Below are 19,669 nucleotides of genomic sequence, written 5' to 3' on the forward strand. Positions count from 1 at the left end.
CGGAGACCGATTCCGTCGCAAGAACCTGTCTACCGATGGCTCCACGTCCTTATCAAAAGCTGTCCGCTATGGACGGTACGCCCGTGTCATCCCGAACCGCCCCCGGATCCTTGCTGAGATCACCTCACTGACCACACATCGTTCTCGTCGCCACCAGCTGACTCCTCACTCATAGGCGCACCCTAGCCCTTAGCGTCGATGCCTCATGAAAGGTGGCGTGTTCGGAATCCTTCGACATCGTTCGGATTCGGGTTGTTTCCGCTGGCAGCGCGGCATATTCGTGTTGGCCACAGCGGACGCTACGGCCGGGCGGAACGGAGGAACCGATGAAGCTGTTTGACACGAAGGCCGCACTCGTCCTGGTCGCGATGATCGTTGCCGCTGCGCTGGCGGCCAGTCTGACCTTGGCGGCCGGAGGCACGTGGCCAGCCGCGCTACTGGTCGGAGGAGGGAGCGCATGGGGCGTGCTCGCCACGCTGCCCTCGGTGCTGAAATGACTGCGGTGCCGGGCCTGCCTGCCGGTTAACTTCGCGGTTAGCCGAGTACGCTGACGTACTCGCGGGCTGCGGCGGCGCTGCCTTGGATCATGGTGGCTGCTTCGGCAAGGCGCTGCTTGGTCTGCTCGGCGCGCTGGATGGCCTCGGCGACCTTGGGGTGACCGGTGCCGGCGGCGACTGCCCGCAAACGGGTGAGCACCTGCTCGGTCTGCTCGGCGGCGGCGCGAATCTGGTTCAGGCTGCTCGATCCCTGCTCAGCGGCTTGGATGAGCGCTGCCTTGACTTCCTCGATGCTGGCCATTCGGTCCTCCCCGGTTACCGGCCATGCTGACGTACGCGGTGTCGACGCGCCTGCGCATGAGGCGAGGCATCGCCAGTGCGTGGTTGGTCGGACACTATCCGAGATGGTCAAGGTGTGCAGCCCCTGGTTGACCCGAACGGAGAATTGCGGAGTCCGGTCCGGACCCGTGCTGTCAGATCCAACGAGACAAGGCGATGATGCGAGCATGGCGTTGTCGACGGAGTTCACGGAGTTGTTCGGGATACGGCACCCAATCGTCCTGGCCCCGATGGGCGGGTCGGCCGGTGGTGCCCTGGCGGCGGCAGTCTCCAGCAGTGGCGGCCTCGGAATGCTCGGTGCGGCCTTCGGAGATCGGGAGTGGCTGGATCGTGAGGCGCGGATTGTCGCTTCGCGTACCGATCAGCCGTGGGGCGTCGGCTTTCTGACCTGGGGGATCGACGCTGGCGCGGTCGCGTGTGCGTTGGAGTACGGTCCCCGCGCGGTCATGTTGTCATTCGGCGACCCGAGCCCGTACGTGGAACTTGTCCGCGAAGCGGGGGCCGTCCTGATCATCCAGGTCACCGATCTGGAGGAGGCCAGGCAGGCCGTGGACCTGGGCGCCGATGTCATCGTGGCGCAGGGCACCGAAGCCGGTGGCCATGGTGGCCGGCGGGGTCGGTCCACACTGCCGTTCGTACCCGTGGTAGTGGACCTCGCGGCGCCGGTGCCGGTGCTGGCGGCCGGTGGCATCGCCGACGGGCGCGGCCTCGCCGCAGCCCTGGCCCTGGGTGCTGCCGGCGCCCTGATCGGCACCCGCTTCCAGGCCACCACAGAGGCCCTGGCTGACCCCATGATCACCAAGGCAATCGTCGAAGGGCGAGGGGAGGACACCGAGCGCAACACCGTGCTCGACATCGCGCGCGGCTCCCGATGGCCGTCAAAGTACCCCGCGCGCACTCTCGGTCATCCCTACCTTGACCGGTGGCGTGGCCGTGAGGCCGAACTCGTCGGCGACCCCCAGGTGAGAGAGGAGTACCAGGCCGACGTGGCGCGAGGCGCGATACCTCCACTCCCGGTCTGGGCCGGCGAAGCCGTCGACCTCATCACCGACCTGCCGTCGGCAGCCGACCTTGTCACCACCCTGGCCAACCAGGCGGAGATCGCCCTGGCCAGAGCCGGAAGACGCTGACCGAACGCGCTGGCCCGAACGGGTGCGGCGGGCGACTACTTGGGCTCAGCCACGAACACGCCGACACCCTCAAGGGTCTCGGTCAGACCGGTCGCCCGAAGGATCATCATGGCCTTGCCGACGACGGTGTCGGAAACGTTGTACTCCTTGCAGAGTTGAGAGCGACTGGGCAACTTCGTGCCCGGTGGCCACTCTCCTGACTCGATCTTCTGGCGTAGTTCGTCTGCGAGCACCTGGTACTGCTGCTTGGGCATAACACACTCCCCGGATGGCATGCCCATTTGATCACGACTCCACCTCCAACCTCAACCGGTTGCTGGTATCTCTTGACCTACAATCGGTGGCGATTGTAGGTTCATCGCGACGCCCCCGGATGGCACCTGGGGCGCTCACCTCCCGGTCGGGGCGGTCGGCTTGTACGGGTTGTCCGTCCCGGCCCCGAGTCACGCCCTGCTGCCGTACTCGCCGTTGTTGGCTGCGGTGGTGGGGCGGGGTGACCCCGGTCCGGAGCGTCCCCTCCCGGTTCCGGGCCGGGGTCACCCGTCCATGTCCTGATCCACGACCCGGAAGTTGGTGAAGGTTGTGCGGGTGCTGCTGCGACGACTGAGGAGGGACCGGCGGCGCATCACGCACTGGTCACCCAGACGGCCCGGCGGTACACGTGCTCTATACCGTGTCGGGTTCGACTGCTGCCTGGCGGCTTGCCCTGGACGTGGCCCGCACGCTCGATCGAGTAGTGCTGGGTTCGCGTTACCCGTCAGACCGGCGGACGTAGGTGCCGCGTTGGGGTACGACGGACAACACGCCCTGCTCGACCAGGAGGGCGCTCGCACGCCGGATGGTCGCGCGGCCGATGCCGTACTGCTGGACGAGTTGCTGTTCTCTCGGGATGGCTCGGTCGCGCTGCCAGTCTCCGCGCTTTGTCCGGGCGGTGAGGATCGCCGCGAGCTGTTTGTACGGCGCAAGCGAGGCGCCGTGATCGATCTCGTCGCCCGGGCCGAACCCCATCTGGCTGGTTGTAGAGCGGGGGCCTCACTCCGTACGGAGAGCTTGCCTGGCGTTGCGCGTTGGCTACTCGGGCTCGGACACGAAGACGCCCTTGCCCTGGTGGCCGTAGACCAGTCCTTCGGACTTCAGGATGACGATCGCCATGTGGACGGCGTTGTTGCCGACTCCGTACTTGGCCTGGAGTTGCCTGATCGAGGGCAGCTTATCGCCGGGACCGAGCACACCAGACGTGATCTGGTTGCGCAGGTCGTCGGCGACACGCTGATAGTTCGGCCTGAGCATGGCTCGGCGTCCATGAGGTTCAGTCAGGATCTTCAGCCTTACCGGTCACGAACACGCCCTTGCCCTGGTGTCCCTCCAGAAGACCCTCGGCTTGCAGGATCAACAGAGCGGAGCGGACGGGCTCGGCGGACACTTTGTACAGCACGATCAACTCACGGAGCGAGGGTAGTTTGTCGCCGGGCTTGTATTCACCCGAGGCGATCTTCTCGCGGATGTCCTGTGCGATGCGCTGGCGATCTGAGATACGGGGCATGGCAACTTCCTGGTAGGCCCCTGCATCCTCTCATGATCGCCAACAAAGCCTCAAGACTTTGCCTGCTTTGCATGCTTAGCTCTTGCCCTCCCATGCTTTGCATTGTAAGTTGCCTCTGCGGGACGCCTGGCAACGGAAAGCCTGGTAGGCAACCGGCCCTCCGGTTGGGCATCCGCGAATGCCGACACGGCTGGTGATCACCCCACCAGTCGTGTCGGCCCCGAGACGCGCCCTGCTGCCGTACTCGCCGCTGTTGGCTGCGGTGGTGGGGCGGGGTGACCCCGGTCCGGAGCGTCCCCTCCCGGTTCCGGGCCGGGGTCACCCGTCCATGTCCTGATCCACGACCCGGAAGTTGGTGAAGGTTGTGCGGGTGCTGCTGTTACGACGACTGAGAAGGGACCGGCGGCGGCTCGGGTCGGCGTACCGGTCGGAGGCGTACCGGCCGCTGTGGCCGTCGCAGGTGCGGGCTCGCCGGTTCACCCCAGTCGGCTTCGGTCGGCGGGGAGTCGACCCGGACGAGGTGGCCCAGTTTCTTGACCAGGTCGCCGGTGACCTGGCGCGGGCGTACACCGAATTGGCGAGTGTCCGGGAGCAGAACGCCCGGATCAAGGAGGCGCTGCGACGCTGGCAGTCCCGGCAGGCGCCGACCGCCCGCGAGTTGGCGGGGCGCTGATGACGGACCGGTACGTCGTACACGTGCCCTTCACCGCGTCGGATCCGACCGCGGCCCGGCGGTTCGCCCGGACGGCGGCCCGGACCCTCGACCGACTGCCCCAGGTGGATGTTGCCGAGGCGACCGTCTCGGCGGAGGACAACCAGGGCGTGCAGTCCCGACTCTTCTGCGACCGGCTCCTGTCCGGCGGCCGGCGCTGTGTGCTGCGTGCCGAACACGAGACACCCTGCGGAACCGTCGAGTCGGAGCCGGATACGGAGGCGGGGTCGTGACCGCCACCGTGCCGGACGGGCCGCCGGTCATGCTGTGCCGCGAGTGTGACGGGATGAGTTTTATCCTCGTCCGCTGCCGCTGCACCTACTACGGCAACAAAATGCTGGTCAGCGACGATGATCGGGCGCCGGGGGAGCCGTACCACAACTGCCTGGAGTGCGACGGGGTCGGCACCGTCGGCCGACCGTGCCACGACTGCCGGCAGACCGGCCGGCGACGGGCCCAGCTGGTCCTGACCGTGGCGAACCTCGACACCGGGGCGGTGGCCTCGGCGAACGTCGTACCCGGAGTGGTGGAACCGGCGCGCGGACCCGAGGATGATCCGGGCTGGTATCTGCCGGTCGCCCCGCTGTTGCGCGACCTGGCCGCCCGCGTCGGCGCCACCTCCTGGACCGACGTGAACGGGTCCGGCTCGCCGGACGGGCCGCTGGTCATGTTGCCGAAGCAGTGGCGGCCGGACCTGCCCGCCTCCGATCGGAAGGTGCTGGAGGCGGACGCGATCGCCCGCCGGTCCAATGATCCGTGGCGGCTCTACCTCGGCCGCACGGCGAGTGAACCGCCCCGCGACCCGGCCGCCGAGCTGGCCCGACTCTGCCGACTCGCCGACCTGCTCTGCCTCGACCTGGTCATCGAGGCCCGCCGCGTTGAGGCCCGCCGTGTCGAGGCCCGCCGTGTCGAGGCCGGCACTGTCGGGGCGCGCCGGGTCGATGGCCGTCCCGTCGACGCCGGCCGGATCCGGACCGTCGACGACCTGACCTGGCACCTGCGGTACGAGGTCGCCGGCGGACCCGTCCCGACCGAGGCGCGCTGCCACGCCGACGATCTCACCGCCGCGATCACCGGCACCAGCGACCTGGACGCCTGCTACGGCCTGGAGGAACGGGGCCGGACCGCACCCGCCCACCACCTCGCCAGCGGTTACCGGCCCCCGGCCGAACCCCCGGACATCGACCTCGACCAGCTCGAACGGCGAATCATCGCCGACTGCGTCGACGTCTCCACCGGCACGCCGACCGCTGGCGCGCAGGCGATCTGGCGCGACGGCCGCTGGTGGCACACCAGCCTCCAGGTCGCCGACACCACCGAGATCCTCAGCGAATCGCCGACCGGCCAGATCCACCAACGGAGCCGAATCATTGTCGAGCGCGGCTGGCAGCCGCCGGCGCCGTCGTGGCAGGGCCGCCCCGTCCCGTACGTCGAGTGTCCCGACTGCGACCCGACAAGTCGACTCCGCCGCTGCCACTGCCTGCTCGGCACCGGAGTCGCCGAGCCCGACTGTCCACGGTGTGCCGGCGCCGGCCGTGCCCCGTCGCCGTTCCGCTGCGACACCTGCGGCGGCAGCCGTCGGCTGTACCGGGACGTGAGCATCATCCTGACCGACCTGAGCAGTCGGGTCGTCCACCTGAACTGGCGGGTCGACGAGGCCGGCTGGCTGGCCAGCGGGCTCACCCTGCAACTGGACGACTCGAAGCGGCCGGTGGGGGAGCATGCCTGGCAGCTCGGCGACCGGGTGCTGGCCCCGCACGTCGCCACCCACCCGGGCGGCAAACCGCTGCACCAGCTCCCCGCCCAGTTCCGGCTCGGGAAGCGGGCCGGCGACTTCGGCGTACGCCCCGACGACCTCACCGAACTCGACGGCGGTGGCGACCTCGACCACAGTCTGCGACACGGCACCGTCACCCTGCACCGGGCCGGGGACGACCCACTCACCGAGTACGTCTCCAACGCCGCCCGGGGCCGGCCCGCTGCCCGGCTGTTCGTGCTCGCCCGCCGACCCGACGTACCGCCGCTGGCACACCTGATCCGGCTCGCCCTCGGACTGCGGCTGGCGGCCACGGTCACGATCGTCGACCATGTGCGCAACGCCGGCGACCTGCGGCTCATCCAGGGTGAACGCTGGGATGTCAGCATCGGCCCGCCCAGCGGGGTGATCACTCCGGCCGACCCGCCCACCCGGTCCACCCCGGAGGCCGCGACCGCGTTCTGCCTCGACTATCTGGAACTGGTCATCGCCGGCTCGGTGCCCGACGACCCGATCGAACCGATCCCGGTGCCGCAGTGTCCGACCCCGATGATTGTCGACGACCCGGTCCCGTTGCTACGTCGACTCGCCCGGCATCATGCCGGCCAGCCCGTCGCCGCCCATTACACCGGTGACACCTGCCAGCTGCTGCTTCGCGACCGCGACGGCGTACGCCCCCTCGCCACCGCCGCCACCCTCGCCGCCGCAGTCGGTGCCCTCGGCCTCCTGTCCCGGCACGGCGAGAGTGACGAGCGGGGCAAGGGCTGAGCGGGCGTCGCGGGTGGCTTCCGGGCGGCATCGGCACCATGGCACAACAGCTTGACCACAGGAGTGCGCAAAGATGCGGGTGCTGCTTGACGAGGCCGACTTCAACGACGACGACCGGCTCACCTACCGTGGCAAACTCTTCACCGGCGTCGCCGTCGAGGTCGACTCGGAGGGAGTGCTCCTGGCAGAGTCCACCTATCGCAACGGTGTGCAGGACGGCCCCGAGCGTACCTTTCACGAGGACGGAAGCGTCCGGACGGAGGACACGTACCGCTTCGGCATCCTCGTCGAGTCCCGCGAGTGGCACCGCAACGGCCGGCTCGCCTGCGAGTTGCGAAACGACGCGTTCGGCCGTCGGTTGACCGAACAACGGTGGGCAGAAGACGGTACTCCCGAGGGTTGAGATCTCGGCAGGCGCGGTCGCACTGTACGCCGCTTCGAACAGAGTCGGCGTAGGCAGGACAGTCAATGCGCTGGCGAGCGGCGAGAGAGGAGAGAACCTCACCGCCCGTCAGTGCCAGCGCGACGCCCGTGCCGACACCGGGCGCCGCCGCGGCCCCGCCGACCGCCGCACCCGTACCGGTCAGCGCGCTGACGTACATCCGTTCCAGGTTGCGGACCACCCCTGCCGGCGTCGCCTCCGGCTTCCGCTGGCGGGCCCGGGCGATGTGCTTGCGCACGAGTGGGGTCTGGAGAGCGATCGCCTTGTCCAGGAGGTCGAGGACCCGCTGCCCGGGCGCGGCCACGTCCGGAACCGGTGCGTCCAAGCCGTCTGTTGTCATGCCCCGAACTCCTTCAGGTCGTCAGGTCCCCACCGACTCGCCGCCCGACCCGTAGCTTGACCAGCCTGCGCCGTGGGCGGGCATGCGCCATCCAGGTCGGATCGCGGTCAGCACAGGTTGCGTCGTGGTACGCGGCCGTCGTCAGATCTGAAGTGGCATCCAAACCGTGCGAACTCACACGCGGCAACCACTGATCGGCCTTCCCGTACCGCCGGCCGGACGAGTTTGTCGGGGGCGGTGGATACGGTGCGACCGTCGATGCGCCGGTGACCGGCGCCGACCATCTGCCACCCTCGCCCTGCCCCCTCGCCGGAAGGTCCCACCGATGCCGCAGGAGACGACGTACCTCGAACTGTCCGAAGACAACGGCAGCGCGCACAAGTTCTACGAGGTGACCGTCGACGACGCCCAGCTGACCGTCCGGTACGGCCGGATCGGCGACACCGGCCAGGTCAAGAGCAAGACGTTCCCGGACAACCAGCGGGCCCGGGCCGAGGCGTCCAAGAAGATCGGCGAGAAGGTCCGCAAGGGGTACGCCCCGGCCACGCCCGGCGTACGCCAGAAGCGCAGCGTGTCGCGTCGACAGATCGTCAGCACCCGGTCCACCGCGCGTACCGCGCCGGTGCTGTGGCGGTACCGCTCCGGCGCCCCGGCGTTCGGCATCTTCGTCGACGACGAGCGGTGCATGGTCGGCAACGAGAGCGGGCTGATCACCACCCTCAGCCACGATGGTCAGGTGATGCAGCAGTTCGGCCTGCCGGACGGAGTGAAGTGCATCGTCGCCGACGACGACTGGCTCTACGCCGGCTGCGACGACGGCAACGTCTACGACCTCTCCGGCAAGGTGCCCCAGTTGGCGTACCGGATCGCCCCGGACATCGACATCTACTGGCTGGACATTCACGACGGCGTGCTGGGCGTCTCCGACGCGGGCGGTGGCATCGCCGCGATCGACCACGAGGACGAGTTCCTCTGGCGGCGGCGGGGCAACGGCACCTCCGGCTGGATGGTGCGCTGCGACGCCGACGCCGTACACCACGGTCACTCGCGCGGGGTGACCAGCTACGACTGGCGTACCGGCCGGGAGGTCTGGCACCAGCCCACCGGCGCGGTGCTGTTCGGCTGGCAGGAGCCCGGCATGCTGTACGCCGGCACGGCCACCCGCCAGGTCGTCCGGCTCGGCAAGGACGGCCGGTCGGAGCGGGTCTACCGCTGCGACGCCCCGGTCTACTCCTGCGCCACCGCCGAGAACGGCCGGTACGTCTTCGCCGGTGACAGCCACTCCTCGATCTACTGCTTCGACGCGGCCGGTAACCGGCTGTGGAAGCTCGGCACCGGCTGCGGGTCGGCGTACTCGATGCAGTACCACCAGGAGCGGCTCTACATCGTCACCACCGACGGCTCGTTGGCCTGCATCGACGCCAGCGAGACGGCGATCCGCGCCGCCGAGCAGGGCACCGTTCCCGACGTGGTCGACGTCAAGGCACCGCCGATGCGGGCCGTCGTGCCGTCGACCACCGTCGAGGTGACCAGCGACCAGGGCGGCGGTGTGGTGGTGGAGTGTGTCGAGGTCGGCGGCCGGCTGCGGGTGCACGTCGTCTCCGGCGGCTACCGGTCGGACTGGTCGGTGCAGTTCCCGAAGGGCATCCGCCAGCCGGGCGTGCGATACCTGGTGACCGAGGTACGCGAGTCGGGCCGGGGCGGCTTCTACCGCGCGTACGGCGACATCCGCCGCCTGGTCTGACCCGGGTCTCGGCGGTTCGACAGAACGAGCCTCTCACCCCGTCGTACGTAGGCGTCCGACGGCCTTCGCCGCCAGTTGGCGCAGCTTCGGCTCGTCGCCGCTGGCGTTCTCCCAACCCAGGTCGGCGAGAACGGTGACGTGGTCGCCGACCCGGGCGATCACGGTCGGGGTCGTCACCACGTGGGCCTCGTCCCCGTAACTGAACCGTTCGGAGACCCGGACGAGCAGCGACTCGTCGCCGGCGATCCCGGTCCCGGCCACCTCCCACCGGAGCTGTCCGGACCCGAGGCCGCCGGGGCAGCCCCGTACCGCCTCGGCGATCTCGTCGAACGCCCGGTCCGCGTGGCCGGGGTGCAGGCCGACGTACTGCAGCACCACGTGCGGGGTGTATCCGTCGGCCGGGCTGACGTACGCCCGCATCGCGACGGCGGCGGTCCGGGTCCGATCGCTCGGATAGCGCGCGCCACACGGCCGGGCCGGTCGCAGGTGCGCGCTCTCACCGTCCGGCACCGGCTCGAGTTTCGCGCCGTGGAGGTCCTCGGGTTGCAGCAGCAGCGATCCGGCGATCACGTCCGAGGTTGGTGACGGCGTCGAACGGGCCGGTGAGGTCGCTGCTGCCGGTGGCGTGGCGGCGGTGCCGGTGGCCGGCGCCGTCAGAGCGCCGCCGGTGGCGACCGGACCGGCGCCGCTGTCGGTCGTACAGCCGGCCAGCAGAACGAGGCCGACCACCACCGCGACCGGGGCCTGGAGACGAGTACGGCGCACCGCGTCCTCCGTCCTAATTCGGACTCTTCGCAACGAACTACCCTACCGTTCCTGTCGGCAAACAGCCGGTAGCCACGGACGGCGACATTCCCGGCATCAGGTGGTAGGTGATCCGTACCGCGGCTGGGCGGGTGGGTGGGTGTGGACGGTGCTGGCGGTAGCGGGAACACTGGCGCCGGGTACGGGACGTCCCCTCGGGAAGGGCGGGTCACGGGTGACGGTGCGGGCAGAGCCGATCGCCGGCCGGTACGAACTGGTCGAGGAGATCAACTCCGGTGGCATGGGTCAGGTATGGCGCGGCTACGACGGCGTGCTCGACCGTGAGGTCGCGGTCAAGCTGATCCGGCCGGACGTGGCCGGTACGCCGGAGGAGGCCGACGAGTTCGCCAAACGGTTCCGCCGCGAGGCCAGGGTCACCGCCCGGGTCCAGCACCACGGCGTCCCGCAGGTGTACGACGCCGTCCTGGACCGCCCACACGACCAGGTCTACCTGGTGATGGAGTACGTCCGCGGCACCTCGCTGCGCGCCTTCATCCAGCCCGACCGTCCACTGCCGATCGACTGGGCGGTGGCGATCGCCGCCCAGATCTGCACCGTGCTGTCGCACGCGCACGCCGTACCGGTGGTGCACCGGGATCTGAAGCCGGACAACGTACTGGTCACCGAGGACGGTGCGGTGAAGCTGCTCGACTTCGGCATCGCCGCGATCCTGCGTACCGACGTCACCCGGCTCACCGGCACCGGCGGCCTGGTTGGCACCCACCACTACATGTCGCCGGAGCAGATCCAGGCCGCCCAGGTCAGCCCGCACAGCGACCTGTACGCCCTCGGTTGCCTGCTGCACGAACTGCTCACCGGCCGGCACGTCTTCGCCGCCGCGACCGGGTTCCAGCTGATGTACCGGCACGTCAAGGAGCCGCCGCCGGCGGTGCGGCAGTGGCGGACGGACGTACCCGAGGAGCTGGAGCGGCTGGTCCTGGAACTGCTGGCGAAGGTCCCCGAGCAGCGGCCCCCGGACGCGTACGCCGTCCACCAGCGCCTGTTGCCGTTCCTGCCGCCGCCCGGGGCCGAGCCGCCGACCGTCGGACCCGAGCTGTCCGGGATGCCGGACCCGACCCTGCTCTACCGGCGGCCGAACGCACCCCGTCCGGCGCCGGCCCCCGCGCCGCCTGCCTCGACGGTCGAGGAGCCGGCCACCCCGCCAGTGGTGGTCCGCGTCGACACCGCGCTCCGCAACGCCATCCGTGACGCGCTCGCCGAGTCCACCGAGCTGCTGGAACAGGACCGGTACGCCCAGGCGGCCGAGGTGCTGGAGAACGTGATCGCCCTGGCCGGTGACGCGCTCGGCATGGAGAGCCGGCAGGTGCTGGTGCTCCGGGCCCGGCGTGCCGCCAGCCTGCTCTTCGGCGGCGACTACCGGCGGGCGCTGCCCGAGTTCGACGCGCTGGTCGGGGCGTACACCCGGGTCGGCGGGGCCGGGAACCCGGACGCGGTGGACTGTCTGCGCCAGGCGGCGTACTGCCGGGCGGAGCTGGGGCAGGCGACGGCGGCGCTGCGGCAGTTCCGGCAGGCGCTCGACCACGTCCGCGACGACGGCGGCGACGCGAACCAGACCGCGCTCGACATCCGTCGCAGCATCGGTCTGCTGCTGCTCTCGGAGGGGCGGGAGGCCGAGGCGGTCGCCGAGCTGCAGCCGCTGCACGACGACCTGTTGCTGGTCTACGGCGCCGACGACGAGGAGACCCGGGAGATCGCCGACATCCTCACCCGGCTGCGTCGTCAGCAGCCGTAACGTCGGCCTCCGCGTCGAGGTCTGTCGGCGGGTCGAGGTCGGTCGACTCGTCGGAGTCGGTCGGCGGGTCGACCAGGGTCCAGATCAGGTCCCGCAGGTGGCGGGCGAGGGTTTCCTCGTCAGCCTCACTGAGCGCCGGGGTCGCGACGACCCGGCGCATCAGCCACACCCCAGCGATCAGGGAGAGCAGCAGCTCCGCGCGGACGGCGGCGTCCGCGCCGCCGAGCAGGCCGGTGACGTGGCTGCCGACGTGCCGCTCGATGCCGGCCCGGATGATCTCGGCGGCCCGCGGGTTGGCCGCCGAGCGGAGCATCAACAGGAACGGGTCGAGGTCGTCGGCGTCCGACGCGGTTCGCGCGGCAAGGGTGCTCGCGGTCTGCTCGGTCAGCGCCTCCCGGTCGGTGCCGACGACGGTACGCGGCGCGAAGGACCGGTCCACCACCTCGGCGAAGAGCTGCTCCTTCGACCCGAAGTAGCGGTTGACCAGCATGGCGGTCACCCCGGCGTTCCCGGCGACCTCGCGTACTCCGGCGCCGTCGTAGCCGACCCGGGTGAAGGACTCCTGCGCAGACCGCAGGATCGCCTCTCGGGTGGCGGCGGCGTCCCGCCGTCGGGTGCCGGGACTTTTCCCAGCTCCGGGTGCGTTGTGGCTCATGTCTACGAGCGTAGACTACTTCTTCCATCAGGTCTACGGTTGTAGACATAGCAGACTGATGCACAGGCGAAACGGGGAAAATCTCATGGATCTGCAACTTTCGGGCAAGCGTGCCCTGGTGACCGGTTCGAGCTCCGGGCTCGGCGTGGCGATGGTGCGACTGCTCGCCGCCGAGGGCGCCGCGGTGGTCGTGCACGGACGGGACGAAGGACGTGCCCGGGCCGTCGCCGACGAGATCCGGGCAGCCGGCGGCACCGCCGACGTCGCGGTCGGTGATCTGACCACCGACGAGGGCGCGGACAAGGTGGCCGCGGAGGCGCTGGCCGGCGGCCAGGTGGACATCCTGGTCAACAACGCCGGTGCCTACAAGCACCTCTCCTGGACCGATGCCACCCCGGACAGCTGGGCGGAGACCTACGAGGGCAACGTCATCTCCGGCGTACGGATGATCCAGCGCCTCGTGCCGCAGATGCGCGAACGCGGCTGGGGACGGGTGATCACCATCGGTGGCGGCCTCGGCACGCAGCCACTGTTCCAGCACCCGCAGTACAACGCCACCCTCGCCGCCCGGCACAACCTGGCGGTGTCGCTGGCCCGTGAACTGCGCGGCTCCGGCGTGACCTCCAACGTCGTCGCGCCCGGCGCGATCCTGGTCGACGCGGTCAAGGATCTGCTGACCGGACTCGCCCCCGAACGCGGCTGGGGCGAGACCTGGGAGGAGATCGAGCAGGCCGCCACCAACGACCTGGTGCCCAACGACATCCAGCGGATGGGGCGACCCGACGAGATCGCCTCCGCCGTCGCGTACCTGGCCAGCCCACTCGCCGGCTACATCAGCGGCGCCAACCTGCGGGTCGACGGCGGCACCATCCGTAACGTCAACTGATCATCGGTACGTGGAGCACGGCCCGGTCACCAGTCCCTCGAGGGGCGGTGACCGGGCCGCCTCCGTACCTCAGGCGTTGAGTTGCCAGATGGTGAAGTTGAGCGCGGCGGCGAAGGTGACCCAGGCCCAGTACGGCAGCAGCAGCCACGCGGCCGGCCGGGAACGGCGCCCGAACAGCACCACGGTCAACCCGATGAGCAGCCAGAGTACGACGATGTCGGCGAAGGCGAGCCCGTACCGGCCGGCACCGAAGAAGAGCGGGGTCCAGATCGCGTTCAGCACCAACTGTGCCGCGTAGACGACGAGTGCCCGGTCGAAGCCGGCCCGCCGCCAGTAGAGCCAGCCGGAAACCGCTATCAGCACGTAGAGCACCGTCCAGACCGGGCCGAACAGCCACGACGGCGGCGCCCAGGACGGTTGCCGGAGGTTCTGGTACTCCTCGGTGGTGCCCTGCACCCCGAGCCCGCCGATCGCGGCGGTGACCGCGACCGCGAGCAGGAATCCGAGCAGGACCAGCCAGCTGCGGGCCGGCGTCCGACGCCGGGACGGGGTGTGGGTCACCATCCGGGGAGGGTTCCCGGACTCGGCCCCGGACAAACGGCGACAGCGGTGCGACGAACCGGCCACCGCCGGGCGCAGGCGTCGTCGGAGGGGCATGCGATCGTGTCCGGCATGACGACGCTGGCCCAGCTCCGCACCACCGCGCTCTCCCTGCCGGAGACCGTCGAGCGTGGCGCCCGGCCCGGCCCGGTGACCTTCACCGTCCACGACCGGGAGTTCGCCTCGGTCGACCCCGACAACCGGGTACGCCTGCACCTGCCAGCCGCCGAGGCGGAGCAGGTGTGCGCCGAACACCCGACCGCCGAGCGGCTGACCGGGGAAACGACGGCGACCGGCGTACTGGTGCCGCTGCGGGACATCAACGGTCAGCAGCTCAACCACTGGGTACGGCGTGCCTGGCTCGCCCACGCCCCCGAGCCGCTCGCCGCGCGGGTGGCCGCCACCGGCACCGCCGCCCCGGGTCAGGTCGGTGACCTGCCCAGGGCCATCGGCAGACCCGCCACCCGGGCACTTGCCGGAGCCGGCATCAGCACGCTGGCCCAGGTCGCCGACCTGACCGCCGCCGAGTTGGCGGCGCTGCACGGAGTCGGCCCGAAGGCGGTCCGGATCCTCCGGGAGGCGCTCGCCGCCACCGGCCGTACGCTCCGGGACGGCTGACCGGCAACCGTCACCGACGGTCGGACAGTTGCCGGCCGACCTGCTCCGGAGCATTGTCGGCTGGCGGCACGACCCGGCACAGCAGGGCCGCGACGGCACCGGTGACCGCGCCGACGAACGCCCCGGTGACGAGGCTGGAGAGTACGGCGGCGGTCCGCAGGATGCCCTCCTGTGCCCCCGGGTCGAGGTCGGCGAGGTTGCCGCCGAGTGCCGGGGTGGTCTGGCCGAAGGCCGAGTCCCAGAGCAGTTGGTGGCCGACCGCGAGGAACACGCCGTAGAGCGCGCCGACGAGCAGCACGGTCAGGAACGGGCGGGACGGGCGACGCCACAGCACGGCCGCGATCCAGCACAGCGGCGGCAGGAACACCAGCAGCCCGTTGACCAGACTGCCCTCCTCGATCACCCCGAGGTCGTGCAGCACCACCCGGGGTACGGCCAGCGCGGCGAGCCCGACCAGCACCGGCCAGGAGAATCCGGGCGTACGGGCGGCATGGCTCATCGCCCGGCTCCCGTGTCCGCCGGAGCCCCCGCGTCCGCCGGAGCCCCCGCGTCCGCCGGGGCAGGCGCGTCCGCCACGGCAGCCGCCCGCGGCGCGGTGTCGCGGGTGAACCGCAGCAGCGCGGTGAACGCGAGCACCGCCGTGACCAGGCCGCCGGCGAGGCGTACCCAGTGTCCGGCGACGAACTCGCCGGCGACCTGACGCAGGTACTCGGGGGAGTGGGTGCCGACCGGGTCGACGAACATGATCTCGTTACGTGGCCAGAAGAAGACCACCGAGAAGAGGAACTCGCAGGCGATGAAAACCGCGGCGGCTCCGGCGACCAGCCAGCGCAGCCGGCGGTTCCGCCAGGCCAGGGCCGTGGCGGCGAGGCTGCTGAGCACCACGGTGGCGCCCAGCGGCGGGAAGTAGTCGCTCGGCCCGCCAGCGACCAGGAACTCCCGGGCCCGGTCCAGCGAGGCGGGCGCGTCACCGAAGATGTTCGGATAGAGCATCACTGTCTCGGCGGCCACCCCGCCGAACGACATCATCGCCGTCCAGACCAGGGCGATCAGAGCAAACCACATCAATCGGGTGCGTAACACTGTGTGCATCCCTTCGGAAGTTGTCGGACAAAGCGGCTCTGTCGAGCCGTCATCGACGCTAGGCAGCCGTACCGCGACCGTCTGCCGCGCGGCGGCGCGATCCGGGGTCGCTTCTCGACGTACGCCGGATCCCGGAACTGACGCCCGGCGACGACAGCGGTCTCACCCCGGGCCGGCCTACGCTCGGCTGCGTGCAGGCCACCCCACCGACCCGGACCGACGCGCTGCTCGGCGCCGCCACCTTCCTGCTGGTCGCCGCCGCCGTGGTGACCGACAACGCCGCACCCGGCCGGGCCGCCCTCGCCTACGGCTTCGCGGTCGGACTCGGCGCCCTGCTGCTCTGCGCCCGGCGGTGGCCGGTGCCCGCCCTGCTGGTCACCGCGCTCGGCATCGTCGCCTACTACATGCTGGACCTGCCGCCGATCGGGCTGGCCGCGCCGGCCGCCGCCGTGCTGTACCGGGCGGCGGAACGTGGCCAGGCGGTGGCGGCGGCCGTCGTCGGCGCGGTGCTGCTGGCGGTCTCGGTCGGCGCCCGCCTGGTCGAGGGCGACGACGTCTCGATCGTCGTCGGCTTCGACCTCGGCTCCGAGGCGGCACTGATCCTCGCGGTCATCGCCCTCGGCGACGCCGTCCGCAACCGGCGGTCACTCCGGGCCGAACTGGCCCGGCAGGCGGCGGTCGCCGACGAGGAACGCCGCCGGGAGGCCGCCCGGCAGGTCGAGGCCGAACGGCTCCGCATCGCCCGCGAGGTGCACGACACCCTCGGACACACCATGTCCGTGGTCACGCTGCAGTCCGCGGTCGCCGAGGAGGCACTTGCCGACAGTCGACCCGACCGGGCCCGAGACGCGCTGGCGGCGATCCGGTCGGCGGGCGGCTCCGCCATGGCCGAGCTGCGGGCCACCCTCGGTACGCTGCGCCGCGACCCCGGCACCCGCGAACCGGCACCCGGCCTCGACCAGTTGGCCACCCTCGTCGACGGCGTCCGCCACAGCGGGCTGGCGGTCGAGCTGCGGGTCACCGGTGACGTCGACACGCTGCCGACCGTCGTCGGGACCACCGCCTACCGGGTCGTCCAGGAGGCGCTGACCAACACCCTGCGGCACGCCGGAGCCACCCGGGTCGAGGTCACCGTCCGGGTGACCGGCGCCGAACTGTCGCTGGAGGTCGTCGACGACGGTCGGGGCGCGCGGGCGGTCCCACCCGGCCCCGACGGACCGCCCGGCACGGCCGGGCAGGGGCTGCGGGGCATGGCGGAGCGGGTCACCCTGCTCGGCGGCACCGTCGAGGCGGGCACCATCGGACCCGGCCGCGACACCCCAACCGCCGGCACCACCGGAACCGCCGACACCATCACCACCACAGGCAACGGCGGCACCGCCGGCACCGTGGCGAGCGGCGGCTTCCGGGTGTACGCCCGACTGCCGCTGCCCGGGAGCCGGACGTGACCCCGATCCGGGTCGTCCTCGTCGACGACCAGCACCTGGTCCGCACCGGACTCCGCGCGCTGCTCGAACGTACTCCCGAGATCGCCGTCGTCGGCGAGGCCGGCGACGGTGCCGGGGGGCTGGCCGTCGTCCGGACGGAACGACCCGACATCGTGCTGATGGACGTCCGGATGCCCGGCACCGACGGGCTGACCGCGACCCGACAGATCCTCGCCGACCCGAAACTGGCCGACGTCCGGGTGGTCATGCTGACCACCTTCGACGACGACGAGTACCTGTTCGAGGCCATCCGGGCCGGTGCCGCCGGCTTTCTGCTCAAGGACACCCCGCCGGACGCGCTCCGGGAGGCCGTCCGGCTCGTCGCGGACGGAAACGCGCTGCTGTCGCCCGCCGTCACCCGGCGGGTCCTCGCCGCGGTGGCCCGGTCACCGGTCGCCGACCCGGGCCGGCTCGCCGGGCTCACCGACCGCGAACGGGACGTTCTCGCCCAGGTCGGCGCCGGACGGTCGAACGCCGAGATCGGCGCCGCCCTGTACCTCAGCCCGGAGACCGCCCGCACCTACGTCAGTCGGCTGTTGAGCAAACTGCACGCCCGGGACCGTTCCCAGCTCGTGGTGATCGCCTACGAGAGTGGGCTGGTCCGCCCCGGTGAGACCTGACCACCGGCCCGCCAGGGGCGAGTTCGCCTGGCAGCCGGACGGGCTCTTCATCCGGCAGGTGACCGACGTCGACACGATCCCGGACGGCACGCCACAGCAGTGGCGGGACAACGCGCCCTTCCCGATGTACGCGCTGATCGGGCTCGACGACACGACCGGCGAGTTCACCATGCTCTACACCGACGGCCGGGGCGTGCACCGGGTCTACCGGATGACGTTCGCGGACGGCGGTTGGCGGATCTGGCGCGAGGCACCCGGCTTCCACCAGCGGTTCACCGGCACGCTCGGCGCCGACGGCAACAGCGTCGACGCCCGGTGGGAGATGTCGAAGGACGGCACGACCTGGAATCTCGACTTCGAGCTGGGTTACGTCCGCCAGCACGGCTGACCGCCGGACCGGCTGACCAGGCGGGGCCGGCGAGCCATCAGGGCGGGGAGCCCGCCGGCTCCGCCGCGAACGGGCCAACCCGGACCGCCGCCGGAAACCTCTCCGGCGTGAAGTGCCGGAACGCCTCGGTCGCCGGGCCCGGATCCAGGTTCAGTGCCGCCAGGATCTCGTGGTGCTGGCATTCGGCGCGCAACCGCGACGAATCGTGCTCGGACACGTCGCCGCGCAGGGCGGCGTGCAGGCGTACCAGGTCGACGTCGCCGACGCCGAGCGGCGCGAACGACGCCGGGTCGTCGCCGGCCGGCCCCGGCGGCGGCAGCGGACCGTCCTCCGGGTACACCGTGCCGTCGAGGCCGATCCAGCACTCGTTGTCGTCGTCGTCCCACCACTCCACGACGTACGACCGGTCCGACACGTAGGAGTGGACCTTGTCGCCGTCGTGGTGCAGGCCGACGCTCAGTACGTCGGAGTCGTGGACGTCGAAGCTCGCGGCGGAGCAGCCGGGTACGAGGCTCAGCAGCCGGGCCAGTTCGTCGGTGTCGGCGTACCCGTGCTCGTCCTCGCGCGGCAGGACGGCCCAGCGGCGCTCGGCGACCGGCACCACGTACGCCTCCCGCCGGAGCAGGGTCAGCGCGTGGCGGAGATTGTCGAGGGGGCCGGTCGCCAGCACGGTCTGATAGGTCGTCCCCATGCGACGGGATGGTAGACAGCCGCTACGACAACGCCGACCGTGGGGACCGTCAGCCCTGGGCGGTCGGGCGGACCACGATCTCGTTGACGTCCACGTTGCCGGGCTGGGCGATCGCGTATCCGATCGCGTCCGCGATGGCGGAGGCCGGAATGGCGAGCTGCTCGGCCGCCGCCCGTACGGCCGCCCGGACCTGCGGGTCGCCACCCCGGTCGGTCAGCTCCGACTCGGTGAAGCCGGGGCTCACCACGGTCACCCGGATCTCCCGGCTCTCCTGCCGCAGCCCCTCGGACAGCGCCCGGACCGCGTACTTGGTGGCGCAGTAGACGGCGGCGGTCCGGTCGACCCGGTGCCCGGCCGTCGAGGCGACGTTGACCACGTGACCGCTGCCCCGGGCCTTCATCAGCGGCAGCGCGGCGGCGATCCCGTGCAGGACGCCGCGCAGGTTCACGTCGATCATCTGGTTCCACTCGTCGACCCGCAGTGCGTCGAGGGTGGACAGTGGCATCACCCCGGCGTTGTTCACCAGTACGTCGATCCGGCCGTGCCGCCGGTGGGCGGCCTCGACGAAGCTCCGTACGCTCTCCAGGCTGGTCACGTCCAGCTCCTGGTGGTCGACCCGCCCGCCTGCCGCGCGGATCTCGGCGGCGAGGGCGGCGAGCCGGTCGGTGCGTCGGGCGCCGAGCACGACGTGGTGTCCGTCGGCGGCGAGCCGGCGGGCGGTCGCCGCCCCGATTCCGCTGCTCGCCCCGGTGATCAGGACGATCTTGCCGTTGGTGTTCGCTGTCATGGTCACGAAAACTCCTGGTCGCTGTC

Annotated in this window: 25 protein-coding genes; 13 read left to right on the top strand and 12 right to left on the bottom strand. The window is 71.0% G+C overall.

Annotation, left to right across the window (positions count from 1 at the left end; genetic code table 11):
* Positions 1-326 precede the first annotated feature (326 nt).
* Complete coding sequence (locus ABGB05_RS25020) at positions 327-497, top strand: hypothetical protein (RefSeq protein WP_347655980.1); 171 nt, start codon at positions 327-329, stop codon at positions 495-497.
* Positions 498-534: 37 nt separating this feature from the next.
* Here ABGB05_RS25020 and ABGB05_RS25025 read toward each other — a convergent pair whose 3' ends face one another.
* The gene (locus ABGB05_RS25025; RefSeq protein WP_347655982.1) at positions 535-798 is read right to left on the bottom strand and encodes a hypothetical protein; all 264 of its coding nucleotides are present in this window, start codon (positions 796-798) and stop codon (positions 535-537) included.
* Between the two features lie 205 nt (positions 799-1,003).
* On the opposite strand from ABGB05_RS25025, the gene ABGB05_RS25030 reads away from it, so the two are divergent.
* Positions 1,004-1,966: a nitronate monooxygenase gene (locus ABGB05_RS25030; RefSeq protein ID WP_347655983.1), complete on the top strand. Its 963-nt coding sequence runs from the start codon at positions 1,004-1,006 to the stop codon at positions 1,964-1,966.
* 35 nt (positions 1,967-2,001) lie between these two features.
* On the opposite strand, the gene ABGB05_RS25035 is transcribed toward ABGB05_RS25030, so the two are convergent.
* The 4 genes from ABGB05_RS25035 to ABGB05_RS25050 form a co-directional block, all read right to left on the bottom strand.
* On the bottom strand, positions 2,002-2,220 hold the full coding sequence (locus ABGB05_RS25035; RefSeq protein ID WP_347655985.1) for a winged helix-turn-helix domain-containing protein: 219 nt from the start codon (positions 2,218-2,220) through the stop codon (positions 2,002-2,004).
* 496 nt (positions 2,221-2,716) lie between these two features.
* On the bottom strand, positions 2,717-2,974 hold the full coding sequence (locus tag ABGB05_RS25040) for a winged helix-turn-helix domain-containing protein (RefSeq protein WP_347655986.1): 258 nt from the start codon (positions 2,972-2,974) through the stop codon (positions 2,717-2,719).
* Between the two features lie 63 nt (positions 2,975-3,037).
* On the bottom strand, positions 3,038-3,256 hold the full coding sequence (locus ABGB05_RS25045) for a winged helix-turn-helix domain-containing protein (protein WP_347655987.1): 219 nt from the start codon (positions 3,254-3,256) through the stop codon (positions 3,038-3,040).
* A 19-nt stretch (positions 3,257-3,275) separates the two neighbouring features.
* Entirely contained in the window at positions 3,276-3,509 is a 234-nt protein-coding gene (locus ABGB05_RS25050) for a winged helix-turn-helix domain-containing protein (RefSeq protein ID WP_347655989.1), read from the bottom strand.
* Between the two features lie 364 nt (positions 3,510-3,873).
* Between ABGB05_RS25050 and ABGB05_RS25055 the strand changes: the two genes are divergently transcribed.
* The 5 genes from ABGB05_RS25055 (at position 3,874) to ABGB05_RS25075 (ending at position 9,271) form a co-directional block, all read left to right on the top strand.
* Positions 3,874-4,182, top strand: a complete 309-nt coding sequence (locus ABGB05_RS25055) for a DivIVA domain-containing protein (protein WP_347656085.1) — start codon at positions 3,874-3,876, stop codon at positions 4,180-4,182.
* Positions 4,182-4,454, top strand: a complete 273-nt coding sequence (locus tag ABGB05_RS25060) for a hypothetical protein (protein ID WP_347655990.1) — start codon at positions 4,182-4,184, stop codon at positions 4,452-4,454. Before ABGB05_RS25055 ends, ABGB05_RS25060 begins: the two co-directional genes overlap by 1 nt.
* Positions 4,455-4,507: 53 nt before the next feature.
* On the top strand, positions 4,508-6,745 hold the full coding sequence (locus ABGB05_RS25065; RefSeq protein WP_347655992.1) for a hypothetical protein: 2,238 nt from the start codon (positions 4,508-4,510) through the stop codon (positions 6,743-6,745).
* 73 nt (positions 6,746-6,818) lie between these two features.
* The gene (locus tag ABGB05_RS25070; RefSeq protein ID WP_347655993.1) at positions 6,819-7,148 is read left to right on the top strand and encodes a hypothetical protein; all 330 of its coding nucleotides are present in this window, start codon (positions 6,819-6,821) and stop codon (positions 7,146-7,148) included.
* 704 nt (positions 7,149-7,852) lie between these two features.
* Positions 7,853-9,271 (top strand): WGR domain-containing protein, encoded by a 1,419-nt coding sequence (locus ABGB05_RS25075; RefSeq protein WP_347655995.1) that lies wholly within the window; start codon positions 7,853-7,855, stop codon positions 9,269-9,271.
* A gap of 33 nt (positions 9,272-9,304) precedes the next feature.
* Here the strand turns inward: ABGB05_RS25075 and ABGB05_RS25080 are convergent, their stop codons facing one another.
* Entirely contained in the window at positions 9,305-10,036 is a 732-nt protein-coding gene (locus tag ABGB05_RS25080; protein ID WP_347655996.1) for a hypothetical protein, read from the bottom strand.
* Positions 10,037-10,250: 214 nt separating this feature from the next.
* Between ABGB05_RS25080 and ABGB05_RS25085 the strand changes: the two genes are divergently transcribed.
* Positions 10,251-11,828: a serine/threonine-protein kinase gene (locus ABGB05_RS25085; RefSeq protein WP_347655998.1), complete on the top strand. Its 1,578-nt coding sequence runs from the start codon at positions 10,251-10,253 to the stop codon at positions 11,826-11,828.
* Here ABGB05_RS25085 and ABGB05_RS25090 read toward each other — a convergent pair.
* Complete coding sequence (locus tag ABGB05_RS25090; RefSeq protein ID WP_347655999.1) at positions 11,800-12,483, bottom strand: TetR family transcriptional regulator; 684 nt, start codon at positions 12,481-12,483, stop codon at positions 11,800-11,802. The two genes, ABGB05_RS25085 and ABGB05_RS25090, sit on opposite strands and share 29 nt — an antisense overlap.
* Positions 12,484-12,568: 85 nt before the next feature.
* Between ABGB05_RS25090 and ABGB05_RS25095 the strand changes: the two genes are divergently transcribed.
* Positions 12,569-13,369 carry an SDR family NAD(P)-dependent oxidoreductase gene (locus ABGB05_RS25095; RefSeq protein ID WP_347656000.1) on the top strand — a complete coding sequence of 267 codons (801 nt, stop codon included), beginning with the start codon at positions 12,569-12,571 and terminating at the stop codon, positions 13,367-13,369.
* A 69-nt stretch (positions 13,370-13,438) separates the two neighbouring features.
* Here ABGB05_RS25095 and ABGB05_RS25100 read toward each other — a convergent pair whose 3' ends face one another.
* Complete coding sequence (locus ABGB05_RS25100; protein ID WP_347656001.1) at positions 13,439-13,933, bottom strand: TspO/MBR family protein; 495 nt, start codon at positions 13,931-13,933, stop codon at positions 13,439-13,441.
* 108 nt (positions 13,934-14,041) lie between these two features.
* Here ABGB05_RS25100 and ABGB05_RS25105 point away from each other — a divergent pair, with 108 nt between their 5' ends.
* Positions 14,042-14,587, top strand: a complete 546-nt coding sequence (locus tag ABGB05_RS25105; RefSeq protein WP_347656002.1) for a hypothetical protein — start codon at positions 14,042-14,044, stop codon at positions 14,585-14,587.
* Positions 14,588-14,597: 10 nt separating this feature from the next.
* Here the strand turns inward: ABGB05_RS25105 and ABGB05_RS25110 are convergent, their stop codons facing one another.
* Together ABGB05_RS25110 and ABGB05_RS25115 are read right to left on the bottom strand one after the other, a co-directional pair.
* A complete protein-coding gene (locus tag ABGB05_RS25110; RefSeq protein WP_347656004.1) occupies positions 14,598-15,086 on the bottom strand; it encodes a hypothetical protein in 489 nt (162 codons plus the stop codon).
* A complete protein-coding gene (locus ABGB05_RS25115) occupies positions 15,083-15,652 on the bottom strand; it encodes a DUF1772 domain-containing protein (RefSeq protein WP_347656005.1) in 570 nt (189 codons plus the stop codon). The genes ABGB05_RS25110 and ABGB05_RS25115 overlap by 4 nt, the downstream gene beginning before the upstream one ends.
* A 209-nt stretch (positions 15,653-15,861) precedes the next feature.
* On the opposite strand from ABGB05_RS25115, the gene ABGB05_RS25120 reads away from it, so the two are divergent.
* The 3 genes from ABGB05_RS25120 to ABGB05_RS25130 are packed head-to-tail and all read left to right on the top strand — an operon-like array spanning position 15,862 to position 18,165.
* Positions 15,862-17,118, top strand: coding sequence for a sensor histidine kinase (locus ABGB05_RS25120; RefSeq protein ID WP_347656007.1), 1,257 nt, complete (start codon positions 15,862-15,864; stop codon positions 17,116-17,118).
* The gene (locus ABGB05_RS25125) at positions 17,115-17,777 is read left to right on the top strand and encodes a response regulator transcription factor (RefSeq protein ID WP_347656009.1); all 663 of its coding nucleotides are present in this window, start codon (positions 17,115-17,117) and stop codon (positions 17,775-17,777) included. Before ABGB05_RS25120 ends, ABGB05_RS25125 begins: the two co-directional genes overlap by 4 nt.
* Complete coding sequence (locus tag ABGB05_RS25130; protein ID WP_347656011.1) at positions 17,767-18,165, top strand: hypothetical protein; 399 nt, start codon at positions 17,767-17,769, stop codon at positions 18,163-18,165. The genes ABGB05_RS25125 and ABGB05_RS25130 overlap by 11 nt, the downstream gene beginning before the upstream one ends.
* A 37-nt stretch (positions 18,166-18,202) precedes the next feature.
* On the opposite strand, the gene ABGB05_RS25135 is transcribed toward ABGB05_RS25130, so the two are convergent.
* Positions 18,203-18,856, bottom strand: coding sequence for a hypothetical protein (locus ABGB05_RS25135; RefSeq protein ID WP_347656012.1), 654 nt, complete (start codon positions 18,854-18,856; stop codon positions 18,203-18,205).
* A gap of 49 nt (positions 18,857-18,905) precedes the next feature.
* Positions 18,906-19,643, bottom strand: a complete 738-nt coding sequence (locus ABGB05_RS25140; RefSeq protein WP_347656087.1) for an SDR family oxidoreductase — start codon at positions 19,641-19,643, stop codon at positions 18,906-18,908.
* Between the last annotated feature and the right edge of the window lie 26 nt (positions 19,644-19,669).

The organism is Plantactinospora sp. B5E13, assembly GCF_039871775.1.
In the GTDB taxonomy this organism is placed as follows: Bacteria; Actinomycetota; Actinomycetes; order Mycobacteriales; family Micromonosporaceae; genus Plantactinospora.

Excerpts from the sequence above, each read along its gene's own strand:
- ABGB05_RS25020 (WP_347655980.1), top strand. The coding sequence starts at position 327 with ATGAAGCTGTTTGACACGAAGGCCGCACTCGTCCTGGTCGCGATGATC.
- ABGB05_RS25025 (WP_347655982.1), bottom strand. The coding sequence starts at position 798 with ATGGCCAGCATCGAGGAAGTCAAGGCAGCGCTCATCCAAGCCGCTGAG.
- ABGB05_RS25030 (WP_347655983.1), top strand. The coding sequence starts at position 1,004 with ATGGCGTTGTCGACGGAGTTCACGGAGTTGTTCGGGATACGGCACCCA.
- ABGB05_RS25035 (WP_347655985.1), bottom strand. The coding sequence starts at position 2,220 with ATGCCCAAGCAGCAGTACCAGGTGCTCGCAGACGAACTACGCCAGAAG.
- ABGB05_RS25040 (WP_347655986.1), bottom strand. The coding sequence starts at position 2,974 with ATGGGGTTCGGCCCGGGCGACGAGATCGATCACGGCGCCTCGCTTGCG.
- ABGB05_RS25045 (WP_347655987.1), bottom strand. The coding sequence starts at position 3,256 with ATGCTCAGGCCGAACTATCAGCGTGTCGCCGACGACCTGCGCAACCAG.
- ABGB05_RS25050 (WP_347655989.1), bottom strand. The coding sequence starts at position 3,509 with ATGCCCCGTATCTCAGATCGCCAGCGCATCGCACAGGACATCCGCGAG.
- ABGB05_RS25060 (WP_347655990.1), top strand. The coding sequence starts at position 4,182 with ATGACGGACCGGTACGTCGTACACGTGCCCTTCACCGCGTCGGATCCG.
- ABGB05_RS25065 (WP_347655992.1), top strand. The coding sequence starts at position 4,508 with ATGAGTTTTATCCTCGTCCGCTGCCGCTGCACCTACTACGGCAACAAA.
- ABGB05_RS25070 (WP_347655993.1), top strand. The coding sequence starts at position 6,819 with ATGCGGGTGCTGCTTGACGAGGCCGACTTCAACGACGACGACCGGCTC.
- ABGB05_RS25075 (WP_347655995.1), top strand. The coding sequence starts at position 7,853 with ATGCCGCAGGAGACGACGTACCTCGAACTGTCCGAAGACAACGGCAGC.
- ABGB05_RS25090 (WP_347655999.1), bottom strand. The coding sequence starts at position 12,483 with ATGAGCCACAACGCACCCGGAGCTGGGAAAAGTCCCGGCACCCGACGG.
- ABGB05_RS25095 (WP_347656000.1), top strand. The coding sequence starts at position 12,569 with ATGGATCTGCAACTTTCGGGCAAGCGTGCCCTGGTGACCGGTTCGAGC.
- ABGB05_RS25100 (WP_347656001.1), bottom strand. The coding sequence starts at position 13,933 with ATGGTGACCCACACCCCGTCCCGGCGTCGGACGCCGGCCCGCAGCTGG.
- ABGB05_RS25105 (WP_347656002.1), top strand. The coding sequence starts at position 14,042 with ATGACGACGCTGGCCCAGCTCCGCACCACCGCGCTCTCCCTGCCGGAG.
- ABGB05_RS25110 (WP_347656004.1), bottom strand. The coding sequence starts at position 15,086 with ATGAGCCATGCCGCCCGTACGCCCGGATTCTCCTGGCCGGTGCTGGTC.
- ABGB05_RS25115 (WP_347656005.1), bottom strand. The coding sequence starts at position 15,652 with ATGTGGTTTGCTCTGATCGCCCTGGTCTGGACGGCGATGATGTCGTTC.
- ABGB05_RS25135 (WP_347656012.1), bottom strand. The coding sequence starts at position 18,856 with ATGGGGACGACCTATCAGACCGTGCTGGCGACCGGCCCCCTCGACAAT.
- ABGB05_RS25140 (WP_347656087.1), bottom strand. The coding sequence starts at position 19,643 with ATGACAGCGAACACCAACGGCAAGATCGTCCTGATCACCGGGGCGAGC.